General features: G+C 43.6%; 10 protein-coding genes and 1 tRNA gene. 1 reads left to right on the forward strand and 10 read right to left on the reverse strand.

The window, feature by feature from the left end:
• Nucleotides 1–97: 97 nt before the first annotated feature.
• Complete coding sequence (locus tag AAV90_RS09435; protein ID WP_084691540.1) at nt 98–943, reverse strand: DUF2889 domain-containing protein; 846 nt, start codon at nt 941–943, stop codon at nt 98–100.
• A 603-nt stretch (nt 944–1,546) separates the two neighbouring features.
• Here AAV90_RS09435 and AAV90_RS15415 point away from each other — a divergent pair.
• The gene (locus AAV90_RS15415; protein ID WP_046498225.1) at nt 1,547–2,806 is read left to right on the forward strand and encodes an MbcA/ParS/Xre antitoxin family protein; all 1,260 of its coding nucleotides are present in this window, start codon (nt 1,547–1,549) and stop codon (nt 2,804–2,806) included.
• A gap of 169 nt (nt 2,807–2,975) precedes the next feature.
• On the opposite strand, the gene yihA is transcribed toward AAV90_RS15415, so the two are convergent.
• The 9 genes from yihA to AAV90_RS09485 form a co-directional block, all read right to left on the reverse strand.
• Complete coding sequence (gene yihA, locus AAV90_RS09445) at nt 2,976–3,575, reverse strand: ribosome biogenesis GTP-binding protein YihA/YsxC (RefSeq protein WP_046498228.1); 600 nt, start codon at nt 3,573–3,575, stop codon at nt 2,976–2,978.
• Nucleotides 3,576–3,904: 329 nt separating this feature from the next.
• Entirely contained in the window at nt 3,905–6,208 is a 2,304-nt protein-coding gene (gene lon, locus AAV90_RS09450; RefSeq protein ID WP_046498328.1) for an endopeptidase La, read from the reverse strand.
• A 212-nt stretch (nt 6,209–6,420) separates the two neighbouring features.
• Nucleotides 6,421–8,052 (reverse strand): ATP-dependent protease LonB, encoded by a 1,632-nt coding sequence (gene lonB / locus AAV90_RS09455; protein WP_046498231.1) that lies wholly within the window; start codon nt 8,050–8,052, stop codon nt 6,421–6,423.
• Nucleotides 8,053–8,226: 174 nt separating this feature from the next.
• Nucleotides 8,227–9,477 carry an ATP-dependent protease ATP-binding subunit ClpX gene (gene clpX, locus AAV90_RS09460; RefSeq protein WP_046498234.1) on the reverse strand — a complete coding sequence of 417 codons (1,251 nt, stop codon included), beginning with the start codon at nt 9,475–9,477 and terminating at the stop codon, nt 8,227–8,229.
• Between the two features lie 26 nt (nt 9,478–9,503).
• The gene (clpP, locus tag AAV90_RS09465; RefSeq protein ID WP_046498237.1) at nt 9,504–10,100 is read right to left on the reverse strand and encodes an ATP-dependent Clp endopeptidase proteolytic subunit ClpP; all 597 of its coding nucleotides are present in this window, start codon (nt 10,098–10,100) and stop codon (nt 9,504–9,506) included.
• A 71-nt stretch (nt 10,101–10,171) separates the two neighbouring features.
• Complete coding sequence (tig, locus tag AAV90_RS09470) at nt 10,172–11,506, reverse strand: trigger factor (protein ID WP_046498239.1); 1,335 nt, start codon at nt 11,504–11,506, stop codon at nt 10,172–10,174.
• A gap of 177 nt (nt 11,507–11,683) precedes the next feature.
• A tRNA-Gly gene (locus AAV90_RS09475) sits at nt 11,684–11,758 on the reverse strand.
• A gap of 165 nt (nt 11,759–11,923) precedes the next feature.
• On the reverse strand, nt 11,924–14,830 hold the full coding sequence (locus AAV90_RS09480) for a DUF7986 domain-containing protein (RefSeq protein WP_046498241.1): 2,907 nt from the start codon (nt 14,828–14,830) through the stop codon (nt 11,924–11,926).
• 254 nt (nt 14,831–15,084) lie between these two features.
• Complete coding sequence (locus tag AAV90_RS09485; protein ID WP_046498244.1) at nt 15,085–15,879, reverse strand: cache domain-containing protein; 795 nt, start codon at nt 15,877–15,879, stop codon at nt 15,085–15,087.
• Nucleotides 15,880–16,008: the final 129 nt, after the last annotated feature.

Below are 16,008 nucleotides of genomic sequence, written 5' to 3' on the forward strand. Positions count from 1 at the left end.
CCACTATTGAGCCTTTTCAGGTAAATAGTGGGTACAATTATGCGGCGGCTTACTTCTTTTCAGCCCGGCGAAGATCCTTGGTCGGCCTGATCTTCGCTTATTTTTGGAAATCGGCCAGGGTTTTGCCCAGATCGCAGGCCATTTCATATAGATGGGTGCAGCCCAGGGAGCCACCCAGCCAACCGGCTATCTCTTTTTTACTGGCTGCGGACAAATTTTGCCCTTTAAGTTGGGACAGCAGTTCCAAGGTCTTATAGCATATCTTATCAGGACTGCGCATAAAACTGCCCGAACACTCTGTAATTAGTCCCTGTTCATTAAGGGTAGTTACCATAGCTATTTCATGAAATGTATCAACGAAGCTGGCAGTCGTTAATAAACTGTTATCAGGCTGGCTGAAAATGGTATAATTCTTATGCCGGTAGAATAAATCCTTATCCCGAGCATAGGAATGTTCACCCATGTACTCTGACCAGGGCATCTCCAATAGATCTAAATTACTGTAATAATAGCAGGAGTCTATGCCAATTTCACAACAATACTCATCGAATTGTTCTGGTGAAGAAAAGCCCCGTTCCTTGATAATAAAGGCCTCGGCCTGCCCTATCCCTCTTATGCATTCCGTTATTAATTCCAGGGGTATGCCGTTCATTGCCTGGCCCACCGTCTGACGGATCTGGCTGCCGGAATAAAAATAAGCTTCAACCCCATTTAATTCCGGTATGTCCTGGGATATCAGCGTATATCCGGCCGGGGTTCTATAGATGTCCCAACCCACGTGGTTAATTTTAAAATTATAGATGTCAACGGCAAGCTGGGCACTGGCCTCATAGTCGGTACTGATAAGGGCACATCTGGTTATAAGTTCTGTTCCCTTCCTATCCACTGTACAGGAATAAGTAGCGTGATAGACAGCATTCATTTCTAAAACCCACTCCCCCATAAAGTAATTAATAAGCAGATATAGTCTCTGCTTAGGCTAAAGTCCAGTATTAAATATTATAGCACATTATTATCGGGCTTAGCCGGAGTACCTCCCTACCCAATTAAAAGGCGACCTTTTCCAGGATCGGTGATGGCTGGGGGCTTAAAAATAAAAATTCCGGGCAGCCTGCTTGAATAGCAGTCGGTATAATAGGTATGATAAGTTATATTAAATCCTGTCGAGGGGGAAAAGTGAAGCGTGAGGGATGGGCTTGCCTGCTGAGGCTAAAGCATCACCCTATCGGATACCACTGATATGAACTGCGTTCATAATTAGGGTTGCCGTTACGACTATTTCGGCAATACTCCTAGTCCAAATTACCGGGTTTTGGCAAGCATATGCGATGATGCTGTTGCTGGCGTTTTGTTAATTAAAGATAAAATCCGTGTTAATCTGTGCCCGCAGGGTCTGTGTTATCTGTGTCTGTTAAATCACCCTACGGGTACTACTGATATGAACTGCGTTCATAATCAAGGTTGCCGCGAAGATCCGCGTAGACCGCGTAATCTGCGTCTTTTTTTACAATGCGAGTCAAAATAACCGTTAAGGAGGCTATATTTAATGAGTAAAGCTAAAATTGGCCGCAATGATCCTTGCCCCTGCGGCAGCGGCAAGAAATTTAAAAACTGCTGCATCGATCTTAATTACGGCACGGGAGGCGATCTTTTTTCCCGTTACAGCCAAACGATTACCGAGATAAAGTTAAAACTCGAAGCAATCTACCAGCGGGAAATTAAAAAAATCAGTTCAGACTTAGAGCAGCGTTTCCTGAGCTATTCTACAGAAGATAACCTTAAAACCGATCATGAATCCCTTTTCTCTGATTGGCTATGGTTTGATATGACCGACAATTCAGGACTCACCCTGGCCCAGGATTACTGGCAGGCTCATGCTGATTATATGCCCCAACCCCTGAAGGAATGCCTTCAGGCCCTATCCCAATCGTATCTTTCGGTTTATGAAGCGATCGACAGCAGGGATACCAGACTTGTGGTACGGGATCTTTTTACCGGTCAGGAATATAGCATTATACTTAAGGAAACGTTTGCGGCAGATCTTAACGCCAACCCTTTGTTGTTGCTGGGACGATTGGTTGCACTGACTGAGGGCAATGTATTTTCGGGCATGGTCTTAATAATTCCTAATAATGACGGGCAGGCTGAATATCTTAGCTCCCACTTTAGCTACCTGCAAAAACTCATACCGGGATCAACAACAGAATTGCTTAAAGCTAACGCTGACCTGCTCTATGGACTGTTTGACCATTGCCAGCATAAGAGACATATCCACATTAACGACATAAGAACCTTTAAACTGGATACAGCCCAACGGCTTTCCCTCCAGAACGAATTGGCTGCTTCAGATCGTTTGACATTCGTGCATGACATAGAGGATGTCTGCTGGTACGAGGATATACTAAACCCCGCACCTTATAAACGCATCGGTCTGGGTGAAGATTATGCAGTCACCTTTGTAAGTACCCTTGCAGATTTGGATAATTGGGATGGCATAGGGGGCGATTATTTTCCCGGTTTAAAAGATTGGCCTTTGGTTAACAGCCGGTTTCTCCGTAAGGCTCCCCCGCCCGAATATCTGGAAATCTGGTACAATGCCGTCCGGGATCAGGAAACCGAACGCTGGCTGCATACCCCTCATCATGAACTCGATGATAAAACTCCACTGGAGCTGCTCCAGGAAGAAAACGGAGGCCAGCAAGTCTTAGAACTTCTGGATCGTTTTTCCGACCGCCTGGAAGGAGTCCGGGAAGGCAGAAGTTTGCTGGACTATATGCGGCAGCGGATTATAGAGTTAATCGAATAGTTTAAAATAGTGAACGAAGTTCACATCAGTAGTGGCGCAGGTGCTACCTTCCCCATCCGTATCGCGCAACTATTTTCATGGGTGGTAGCACCCTGCGGGTACTACATATGTTACCTTTCGAAAACTATTAAGATTGTGGCCTGCGGACATGGGGGTAGTAAATCATTAATTATTCGGCAAGTATTTCTTCTATAGCGGCCTTTACTTCCTCTACCCCTTCACCGGTAACGGCCGAAAAGGTAATAAGCGGTTGCTCGGGGGACAGATTAAAGGTTTTTTTAATCACAGCCAGGTTCTTTTGCTTTTCATTGCGGGAAACCTTATCGGCTTTGGTGGCTACAAGCAAAATGGGCATTTGATAATGATTAAGCCATTCCTTCATTAGAATGTCGTTTTGGGTAGGCGGATGGCGGATATCCAGGAGCTGGATTACACCCCGCAGCGGCTCCCGGCCGCTGAGATATTTTTCTATCATCCGGCCCCATTTTTCCTTTTCAGTTTTCGATACCTTGGCAAAACCGTATCCAGGCAGATCAACCATATACCAACTGTCGTTGATACAATAATAGTTTATAGTGCGGGTTTTTCCGGGGGTAGAGCTGGATTTGGCTAAATTTTTGCGATTTACTATTTTATTAATCAGGGATGATTTGCCGACATTGGATCTGCCGACTAAAGCAATTTCCGGCAACTGGTTGTCGGGCAGGCTTTTCATATCTACAAAACAGCTCACAAACTCAGCCTTTTTTATCGGTAAAGGATCAATCATTATCCGTCATTCCTCCGGTATTTATTCATGACATCTTCTTAACCACCCATATCCGCAAGGCCCACAACCTTAATAGTTACCACAAGGTAACATGTGTAGTACCTGAACGGTGCAACCACCTATTACGTGATATGGTGGGGAAGCTTTAGCTCCCCACCGGAAGCTAAAGCTTCCGCTACCAGGGCGGGCGGCCAAAGTTCGCCCCTACAAATAATTGCCGCGCAAATCACCCTGAGGGTACTAAGGATGCTCCCTAACGGTCGCTATTAGGGTTTCTCCGCGTAAATCTATAAACCCCTTCCGGTTAAATGGGAAGGGATTTATAAAATCTATTGGAAGTCGGTTGCAGGCAGCAAAGCCTCGGCTAAGACCTCGTCCATATGATCGACCAGAATGAATTGCATCTTTTTCTTGATCTGAGCCGGGATGTCATCCATATCCTTTTTGTTTTCCGCTGGGATGATAATGGTATTAATACCAGCTCGGTGAGCGGCCAGGGATTTTTCTTTAAGCCCGCCGATGGGTAAGACCCTGCCGCGCAGGGTAATTTCACCGGTCATGGCAATATCATTGCGTACCGGGCGTGCAGACATGGCCGATGCCAGGGAAGTAGCCATGGTAATACCCGCCGATGGTCCGTCCTTAGGTATGGCACCTTCCGGAATGTGTATATGGATATCGTTTTCCTCCAACTGTTCAAAAGGTATTCCTAACTCATCGGCCTTTGATCTTACATAAGTCAAACCGGCTTGAGCGGATTCTTTCATTACATCTCCCAGTTTACCGGTTAAGAGTAATTTGCCTTTGCCTTTAACCAGCGCAACCTCTATAGATAAAATATCCCCGCCGGTTTCCGTCCAGGCCAGCCCGGTAGTTACACCCACCTGGCTTTCTTTTTCGGCTGTACCGTAGTGATATCTCTCCACACCCAGGTATTTATTAATACTGTTGGCGGTTACATTGACACTCGTATCCTTGTCTTTAACGACTTCTCGAGCCACTTTCCGGCAAATAGAAGCGATTTGCCGCTCCAGGCTTCTGACCCCTGCTTCCCGGGTATATTCACGTATTATTTTACGGATTGACCCTTCGGAAAAGCTTATTTGGGTGGGTTTTAAGCCGTGCTCCTTGATTTGTTTGGGAACCAGGTAGTCCAGGGCAATCGGTACTTTATCTTCTTCAGTATAGCTGGAAAGCTCAATCACTTCCATACGGTCCAGCAAAGGTTTGGGGATATTGTAAACAGAGTTGGCCGTAGTTATAAACATTACCTTGGACAGATCAAAAGCCGTTTCCAGATAATGATCGCTAAAGGTTGAATTCTGTTCGGGATCCAAAACCTCCAACAGGGCTGAAGCCGGATCACCTCTAAAATCTGTTGTCATTTTATCTATTTCATCCAAAAGAAATACTGGATTTTTGGAACCGGCTTGTTTTATTCCCTGAATTATTCGCCCCGGCATAGCACCAACATAAGTACGGCGGTGACCCCTGATTTCGGCCTCATCCTTTACCCCTCCCAGGGACAGGCGCACAAAATTACGCCCCAGGGCATGGGCAACCGATTTGCCCAAAGACGTTTTGCCCACTCCGGGCGGTCCAACCAAACATAAAATTGGGCCTTTCATTTTTTTGGCCAGTTTTCTAATTGCCAGGTATTCAAGGATTCTTTCCTTCGGCTTTTCCAAACCATAGTGATCCTCGTCCAAGATCTTTTCCGCTTGATCCAGATTCAGTCTGTCCCGGGTTTCTTTTGACCAGGGCAGGGACAGAATCCAATCAATATAATTCCTGACCACTACTGCCTCGGCTACCATGGGCGGCATCTTCTCCAGCCGATCCAATTCCTTGTTTACCTTTTCCAAGGCTTCAGCGGGGAGATTGGCTTCCGTAATCTTTTCCCGCAATTCTTCAACCTCGGCTGTCCGTTCATCCTTTTCTCCCAATTCTTTTTGGATTGCCTTCATCTGTTCGCGCAGATAATACTCTTTCTGGGTTTTTTCCATTTGTTTGCGAACCCGGATATTTATCTTGCGCTCCAGTTCCAGTACTTCCATTTCCTTGGCTAAAATATCACACAAAGCGTTTAAACGCTTCGTTATATCCAAAGCTTCTAAGATAGCCTGTTTTTCATGAATGCGCAGGGTTAAATGAGAGGCAATCACATCGGCCAGGCGCGCAGGCTCATCTATGGTGACTACAGAAGCAACCGTTTCCGGCGGGATCTTTTTACTCATGCGCACATACTGCTCAAACTGGTAGATGAGGGTTCTGGTCAAGGCCTCCAGTTCCGCATCTTTTTCAACGGTTTCATTTTTATATTCCTCGATAACAACTTTTAAAAAAGCGTCATAAGGAACATAATTAAGCACTTTCGCGCGGCAAATGCCTTCAACCAAGACCCGCATGGTACCACCGGGCATTTTAAGGATTTGTTTTATTTCTGCCACCGTACCTACTTCATATATATCTTCTTCATTGGGATCATCGTTTTGAGCTTCCTTCTGGGTAGCCAGAAATATTTCTTTGTTGCCCAGCATCGCTTCTTCTATGGCATTAATGGATTTTTTGCGGCCCACATCGAGATGGATAACCGTATATGGAAAAACAAGTACCCCTCTAAGGGGTAGCATCGGTAATTCACGATAATCAACTATAAATTGTTCCGACAAAAAAAAACACCTCCTAAGCAAGTTTATTCTACTATATAATATAGCAGCTTCGCAAGAAAGCCCACACTTTTATGAATACCCGACACTTACAAAGGGAAGATGACAATACCAGGAAAGCGCTGGCGTTGCTTAAAAGAGATGCTCCTGGCTGCCCAGCCTTTTTGTATCCCCGGTTATTCACTGATTATAGCAGCATTAAAGACTTCTTTAATATCTTTAACCGGCTTTACTTCTATTTCCGGGAAACTCGCGAATATACTCAGCCAATTATCATGCGGAATTAATACTTTTTTAATACCTGCACCCCGAGCTGCTTCCACTTTACTCATTACTCCGCCGACTGGTTTTACCCTGCCATGTACGGATATTTCTCCGGTCATGGCAACCAGATTGTCTACCCGGCTCTGTTTAAGAGCCGAATATACAGCGGTAGCCATCGAAACACCAGCCGAAGGCCCGTCTACCGGCACCCCACCGGGGAAATTCACATGAATATCATAGTCGCGGGTGTTTAATCCGAATTCTGATTTCAAGACGGTCATTACATTATCAACGGCTGCTTTGGCCATACTTTTACGGCGAAAACTCTTGTCCCCTACACCCATCTGTTCTTCTTCAATAACACCGGTTACCGTCCATTTTCCATTGCCTTTTTCAACCGGGGTTACTGATGCCTCGACTTCGATTAGGGTTCCTACATTGGCTCCATGTACAGCCAGACCGTTAACTACTCCGATGAGAGGATGGTCTTTGGGTTTGATGTCCAATCGCGGTGTGTAACGGCCGTTATTTACAACTTTTTGAATTATGGACTGATCAATTATATCCTTTTTATCTACCTGGGCAATTCCAGCCGCTAATTGAACAAGATTAACGGCTTCTCGACCATTGTAGGCATATTTACATATCTCTTCCCGGGCTTCATCATCCAACTTCATATTAATCTTGCGTGCCGCACCTGCGGTAATTTTCTCAATTGATTCTTTGTCCAGGGGTTTAAAGAACACTTCCAGACAACGTGACCTGATGGCGGGCGGCAGTTCTTCCGGCATGCGGGTTGTGGCTCCGATCAGGCGAAAATCAGCCGGCAGTCCATTTTTAAAAATATCATGGATATGTCCGGGAATTACTTTATCATATTCTGCATAATAGGCGCTTTCCAGCATTACCTTGCGATCTTCCAAGACTTTGAGGAGTTTGTTCATTTGGATGGGATGCAGCTCCCCGATTTCGTCTACAAACAATACTCCCCCATGAGCTTTGGTGCAAGCCCCCGGTTTAGGCTGCGGAATCCCGGCCGCCCCCATTGAACCTGCGCCTTGATAAATAGGATCATGGACTGAACCTATCAAGGGATCTGCAATGTTGCGCTCATCAAAACGGCAGATGGTTGCATCCATTTCTACAAAGTTGGCATTCTCTTTAAATGGAGATAAAGGATTCTCGCGGGCTTCCTCCAAAACCAGACGAGCGGCGGCTGTTTTTCCAACCCCGGGAGGCCCATAAATAATTACGTGCTGAGGGTTCGGCCCGCAAAGAGCTGATCTTAAAATACTTACCCCTTCTTCCTGACCGACTACGTCCTGAAAGCTGGTAGGTCTGCTCAGGCTGGACAAAGGCTCGGTTAATTTAATGTTACGCAATTCCCGCAGCCGGTTTTTTTCCTTCTCAGACTCCCTAACCAAAACCGACTTTCCTTTTTGCTGACTTTTCAGCAGGTTCCAAAAATATAATCCTATGATAATAGCGAAAAATATCTGAATTAAATATAAAATGCCCCCGTATTGCATAAAAAAACTATTCATTTTCTTTATCCTCTTTCCTGCAGTTTTTAATATTATGCCCGGGCATTTTGATTTACTGTCAGTTTAAAATCAGTAAAAAAAGGCAGCTTACGCCGCCTTTTTCCAATCCTTAAAACTTTGGAGGATGAAATATAAGATCATATACAAAAAGCAGCTTACGCTGCTTTTTGTATATTAGTTAACCTTACGTTTGGCATCCACTGTTACTAATAATGGTTTTTCCTTTTTGTCTATGACGTCTTTGGTGATTACGACTTTCGTAATATCCATACGTCCCGGTACGTCATACATTACATCCAGCATCACATCTTCGATAATAGCTCTTAAACCTCGAGCACCGGTATTGCGGCGCAGAGCTTCCTCAGCTATTGCCAGGAGGGCATCATCCATAAATTCCAAGTCGACCCCATCCAGCTCAAAGAGTTTTTTGTATTGCTTGGCTAGTGCATTTTTGGGTTCGTTTAGTATTTTTACTAAAGACTCTTTATCCAGGGCATCCAGGGTTACAATAACCGGCACCCGACCAACAAATTCAGGTATCAAACCATAACGAAGAAGATCCTGGGGGAGTATCTGGTTTAAAATATCACCGATTTTTTTCTCCTCCCGGCTTTTTATATCTGCCCCAAAGCCCATCACTTTTTCGCCGACCCGGTTTTGGATAATCTTATCGATTCCTTCGAAGGCACCTCCACAGATAAACAAAATATTGCTGGTATCTATCTGGATAAATTCCTGATGGGGATGTTTTCTACCTCCCTGCGGTGGCACACTGGCAACCGTACCCTCCAGGATCTTCAGCAGTGCCTGTTGAACACCTTCACCTGACACATCCCGAGTAATACTGGGATTATCAGTTTTTCTGGCGATTTTATCGATTTCATCGATATAGACGATACCTTTTTCAGCCTTTTCAATGTCATAATCAGCCGCCTGGATCAATTTTAGCAGGATATTTTCCACATCCTCACCCACATAACCGGCTTCAGTAAGGGAGGTCGCATCGGCAATGGCAAAGGGCACATTCAGGATACGTGCCAGGGTTTGAGCCAACAAGGTTTTGCCGCTGCCGGTCGGCCCCAGCATCATGATATTGCTTTTTTGCAGTTCAACATCATCCAGTTTCATGCCCAGATTAATCCGTTTATAGTGATTATAAACAGCTACTGACAGGGCTTTCTTGGCTAACTCCTGACCGATTACGTAGTCATCCATGATTTCCTTTATTTCATGCGGTTTAGGTATTTCTCCCAGTTCAAAACCAATATCGTCAGCGAGTTCCTCTTCGATTATTTCGTTGCATAACTCAATGCACTCATCACAAATATATACCCCTGGCCCGGCTACTAGTTTCTTAACCTGTTCCTGCGTTTTTCCGCAAAAAGAACATTTTAGTTGGCCTTTTTCTTCACCATATTTAGGCATAAATTCACCTCTCTTCAAAAGGCTGTCTATTTATCGATCTTGGGGTGACTGATTACTTCATCGATAATACCATACTCTTGAGCTTCGACAGCAGTCATGAAATAATCTCTTTCGGTATCGCGACGAATTCTTTCCAGATCTTGTCCGGTTCTTTCGGCAAGAATCCGGTTGAGGCTTTCCTTCATTTGAATTATTCTGCGCGCCCGGATTTCTATATCTGTGGCTTGCCCCTCAGTTCCACCCGAGGGCTGATGAATCATTACTTCTGAGTTTGGCAAAGCGTACCGTTTGCCTTTAGTACCTGCAGCAAGAAGGAAAGCCCCCATGCTGGCTGCCAGACCAACACATATTGTCGATACGTTAGGGCGAATATACTGAATGGTATCATAAATAGCCATTCCCGCAGTGATAACACCGCCCGGACTGTTGATATACAGATTGATATCTTTATCAGGGTTTTCGGCTTCCAGGAACAATAGCTGAGCAATAATCAGATTAGCAACGGTGTCATCAACCGCACTGCCCAGAAACACTATACGATCTTTCAGCAAACGAGAATAAATATCATATGATCTCTCACCGCGATTGGTTTGTTCTACTACCATAGGTATCAGATACGACATTGGAACTCCCTCCTCTACTTAAATTATGCATACCATTTATACTATAGTATTCTATTAATATAGTATTCTTTTTAGGCTTCAGTTTCTCCTTCTGCAACCAAGTCTTCCTCAGGAATATCTGCTTCAGTAACCACAGCATGATCCACCAGATACTGGATGGCTTTATCCATTTTTAAACCAAATTCAATCTCATCCATAACTCCGCTCAGGTTTTGTTTGGCCTGTTCCGGTTCAATACCCATAGACTCTGCAATCTCTGCTATGTGCTTTTCTACTTCTTCTTCACTAACACTAATACCTTTTTCTTCCATGATCTTTTCCAGCATAAAATTGGAGCGGGCAGTTTTTTCGGCTTCAGGTTCAGCTTCCGCATTAAACTCTTCCAAGGTGCGGCCTGTAAATTGGAAATACTGTTCCAGGCTTAACCCCTGCATGCGCAGACGATCTGAAAACTGGGTCAACATATGGTTAATCTGCATCTTTACCGCCGCGGGGGGTACTTCAATTTCACAGCCCTCCAAGGCCTTGTCCAAGACTGCTTCTTTCAGGAAATTATTTTTTTGGGTTTCCAGCATCTGTTGCAGGTTTTTACGAGTATCTTCTCTTAATTCAGCGATGGTCTCAAATTGGCTCACTTCCTGGGCAAATTCATCATCCAGAGCCCGTAGCTGTTTGCTTTCCACTTTATTTACAGTAACTTTGAAAACAGCCGCCTGGCCTGCCAATTCGGCAGCATGGTAGTCCTGCGGGAAATCTACCTTAACGTCTGTGGAATCGCCCTTTTTAAGTCCTACGATTTGTTCTTCAAAACCCGGAATAAACGTGCCGGAGCCCAATACCAGCTGATAGTTTTCAGCCGTTCCGCCGGGGAAAGCCTCCCCATCTACAAATCCCTCAAAGTCAATGTTTACAGTATCTCCATTATCGGCGGCTTCGTCAACTTTCTCAATTAGCTGGGCGTAGCGCGCCGACATTTCCTCCAAGCGCGCATCTACATCTTCCTCTTTAAGCTCAAAAACCGGGATGTTTACTTCAAGCCCTTCCAGTTGTCCTAACTTAACATCCGGTTTGACGGCAACTTTGGCATTAAACTTTAATATATTGTCATCTTGTATTTCTTCAAAATCAAATTCGGGCTGGGCAATGGGATCTATGTTTAATTCCTCTAGAGCTTTTTCATAAGCATCCGGAACTACATATTCGAGGGCATCTTCAAAGAGAATCTCTTTTCCAAAATGTGCTTCCAGTAGTTCTCTGGGTACTCTCCCCTTGCGAAAGCCAGGAATCGCCACCTGTTTCACTACCTTTTTATAGGCTTTTTGCAGACCCTTTTCAAAGACCTCTGCTTCCACCTCAATATGTAGGTAGGCTTCGCTGTTCTCTATTTTTTCTAACTTGGCACTCATTTATGCTCCTCCTAACAATAATTCTAATCTAGCTGGCTTTTAATACTTAATATATGCTCTAGTGAGACAATTACTAAACCTGACAATTTAATTGACAGATCCCCCAAATGAAATGTACCCTACTTTGGCTAAAAATACAACACCCCGGCGCAAGCCGCCGAGGCCTGAATGTTTTTATGGAGCGGAAGACGAGATTCGAACTCGCGACCCTCGCCTTGGCAAGGCGATGCTCTACCACTGAGCCACTTCCGCACGCAAACATTTACTACATAAAAGAATAAATAATATCGCCCCCATTAGTCAAGGTTTTCCGCACAAGAAATTTTATTTTCTTCAACTTTATAGCATTATTGCCTGTCTTAATCAAGTTTAATCACAGCAATGTGTAAAATATGAATGTTTTATTAAATTGAAAAACTAAACCGGATTTAAATTTCGGCTTTCCAGATAGTCCATTAGCAAGGCACCCAGCTTGAGAAGAAACATCCCCTGGATCCATTCGCTTTCTTCATCTTTAAAAGAATCCTGACGCAGTATTAATAAGGAAAGAGACGGGTTCTTATCGAAAAATCTTGCCAGATCAGCCACCAAATAATTCTCAATTTTCTTTAATGTCCTTAGGCTAACCTCTACCTTGCGGAAAGCCATCAGGATGTCTCCGGATTTAAAAACCCGCCGTACATCTTTTATAAACAGACTTAACTCTTTGCCGGGAGGGGCAGCTAAGATTATAGTATTGTCCTCAATCGTAAGATAGCCCCACTGATAGTTGTCCCCTATAAAATATCGATCCCACATAAAACTGCAGCGGTTATCATCCTGGTATAATAGCCGAAAATACTTGCATCGGTTTAACATTTCACAGGCATTGGCTTGATTTAGAACATAGGCATATTGCCATTCCAGCTGGAGCGGCTGATTAATCAGGGTTACGGCCTCTTTTTCAAATTCATCTACCGAAATAATGTAGGCTTTTACGATGCATTCGCCCCGTTTTTTAAGGTAGCGGTTATCACTGACATCATAAATCCGTATATCTTCCATTAAAATGTTATAGTTTTTCTTAAACAACTCCTCCACATCCTGCAGAACAATAAACATGGGATCGGTAACCCAGAGCATATTACCCAGGGGCATTAACCGGCAAATCCCAATCATACCTGGAATAATATTTTCATGTACATTATCTCCGAAGCGTCCAAACACCTCGCTTTGCTCACCGGAAAATATATCTTCGAAGATGAGGCTGCTTTGGCCGGTTGGATTAATACGATAAGCACTGACATAGCTCATCATCATATTAAATGCGGCTGCCCGCAGATAAGGCGGAAAACGGTTAGCCTGTTTGTCCCAAAATTGATTCATGATGGTAGCACCCGAATATCCCGTATGATCCAGCAAATAATGATTTTGAAAGAATTGGGCATATATCTTTTGATTTAAATCATCCCAGATTCGGGCATTAGTATTGACTGGTTCGTAATAGCGATCATGAGCTTCACTCTTGGCGATATTATCTGCTGCTCCCAGGGAATAAGCATAAAAGCTTAAATGTTGGAAAACTTCCTCGTAGGATTGCACCATTTCGAAATTGTCCAGTTCCTTCCAGGCAGGATAATGCATCATTTCATTTTTAAATTCCGGGGGAAATTGCTGAAAATGCCTGCCCATAATATGGGCGTTGCGGCTGACCAGGGTAATAGACACCCCAAAAGAACGAGCTACTCTTGCATAACTCAAGTCCTCACCCTGACAAGCCGACAGACAGTGCTCAAGGGCTGCAATCCAGCAGTAGATGCGGGAAACCCTCGGTCGATGTACAGTTGTGAACTCATTCCACATACTAAGAAGCCAGGCTAGCCTTTTTAGATCTTGGTTTTGTTTTGTATATAAATCATATAGTGTGGCCGCAACTGTAACGTATTCTTCACGCAGCCAGTTGTAGGCGGTAATGTAAGGGCTTAATTGATGGCGGGCCCGGTGTTTTTCGACTTTAATAGCTATAGCCTGGGGATGCAGCATTTCCTTGTAAACTTTGTTCTTGTCTAAACCTAATTGTTTGCGTATCGCAGAAGTAGGATAATAATATTCGCCCCTGCTTTTAGCTCTTATCTCCCGCATTTCCAAATCGCCCAGCAAATTCTCCAGGAGCACCCTGCCCCGTATATCCTTAATAGCTTCAACCGGTGTCAAATTAGATAATTCCGGATGCGGCAGGCTCAGCCACTCATCCAGATATTTATCATACATTATTTCCATCTGAATTTCTTCTTCGTCTTCCGGGCTAAATCCGCAGATTCCCTCCATCCATTCCACTTCACTGGGATCATACCCGGTTATTTCATCAAGATGGCAAAGCGCCATAATTACATCGGCTGTTTCGTCAGCGGCTACGATCAGCAGATCATCGCCAAAATACATCCTTTTAAATAACCCCTGACCTTCCCGCCAAGTAAACTTCAGCCAGTGGTCATGCCGATCTAAAAGCTTAAAGTTTTTGCTTTTAATTAATCTTTCCACCAAAGCCTGGCGATTTACGTTTTTCAAACTCAGGCTTCGGGTTTTTATCCTGTTTTTCTTGATTCCCTGAACCAGATCAATGGCCAGCCCACAGACAACTTCGGCACATTCTCTAAGAAATGCCCTAATATCCTCGGCATTTCGGTTGTTTTCAGTTAAATACACAGAATTAACCTCATCGTAGAGATACGCTTTTTGTTCAGCATTAAGAATTATCGGCCGCCCGGTAAGCATAGAGACATTGCCGATTTTTATAATACGGGTTAAAAGCAAGGTTCCTTCCTCGATGAATTGCGTTACCGAACCAAAATCCCTTTCGATTATATGTTCATCCCCACAAAAAATATCCTGGGCCGCCACCGTATTGTTCCTGATCCAGGTTATCTGGAAGATGCTAACAAAGGAATTCTTCAAAGCAGCACAGACCATTTTGGTTTTTTCCGAAAGAGCGTCTTCCATTTCTTGCATTTCTACCAGGTAAAAATCAATCAGCGGGGAGACATCGTTATAAAAACGGTAGTTTAGCACATACCATTCCCAGAATAACGGAGCAAATTTAGGGTTAATCTCACCGGCTTGGGAATATGATAAAAATTTGGCCTGACCGGCCTTCTCCCAAGTAGGAAAGTACTTGCGGGCATAATCAATTAAGTCTAGTAGAGACGACTCAATCAAGGAACGATAATTATTCCTTTTTCCCCGAGGAAAATGAATGACTTGGCAAACGCTGAACCCGGCACAGCATTGTCCATACTCTTTTCCGCTTCCACAGGGACATGGATTATGCAGCGGTAAGTTAGACATTAAAATTCCCCCTGATATTCTTTTTAAATCTGGATAGAATTTGGGGTTCTGGGAAATTAAAATTTAATTACATATTTATCTTTATTATACAGAATATTTTAAAAATTGGGCTGTTAAAATATGCACTAAGTCATAACTGTCAAACCATCAGTATTAATTCTCTAAATATATTGGGGATACCTGCAAAAAATTAAAGGTGTTAAGAAATTAAGATATGATATGGCGCAAGATTTACGATTAAAGCCGGGTTACCCTTATTTTTTCCGGCAGTTAATGCGTATTGGCGACTGATATATATAAAAACTGACGATGAAAATAAATGATATCAACAAGCCCAGCAGCACATAGTTATAATTACGCGCCTTGATAAAAGCCTGGCGGGATATTTCGCCTTGAATATAAGCAACTGTAATGTTATCCATATCAACCAAGGGGACAACTATCAGCGTAATATTTTTATCCCCAGAGGATCTATAAAACGGTGTACCCTTTTGAGCTTTTCTAATATCGTCCGTATTAAGTTCAACTCGGGGAGGTTTTTTTTGCCATAATAGGCGACTTTCGATTCCCTGCAATTCATAAACAGCATAATTTTCTAAAGAGGCCATTTTGTCCAGATGTTCTCTAAGGGACAGGTGCAAAGACAGGTCTAATTCACAAAAGCCGATGTATTTGTCTGCCACAAAGAAAGGAACGGTAGAAACGATGGAATTTTTTCCTTCAAAAGACTCAATTACTGTCAAGCGCTGTTTCTGTTCAATAGAATGGTGAATAATTCGCCGATATTTTAAATCAGTATTCGCATCAAGCAGGGTATTAACATCCCAAACCCTTTTACCGTGGGATGAAACCAACTGTAATTGATTTATGGAGTAATTATCCTGCCACCGGGCATAAACCGGCAGAATTATTTCATTCAAACGGTCTTGATCATTGTCAGCAAAAGCCTTTTTAACCTCAGCATCAACCGCAATATAGTTCGTTAATGAACCGCAAACCTCATTTATTTTGTCAACCGCCGACTGAATATCCCTTAATTGCTCGCGCATGTATGCAGCTTCTGCTTGCTTTAACGTATTTCCCTGCACTACTATAGTATGTATAAACTGTCATAAGGCAACTTATTTTTCACAGGAAATTGATGACATTAGGCGGAATCATAGATGAGTTTAGCAAAA

This window comes from Syntrophomonas zehnderi OL-4 (assembly GCF_000983115.1).
GTDB lineage: Bacteria > Bacillota > Syntrophomonadia > Syntrophomonadales > Syntrophomonadaceae > Syntrophomonas_B > Syntrophomonas_B zehnderi.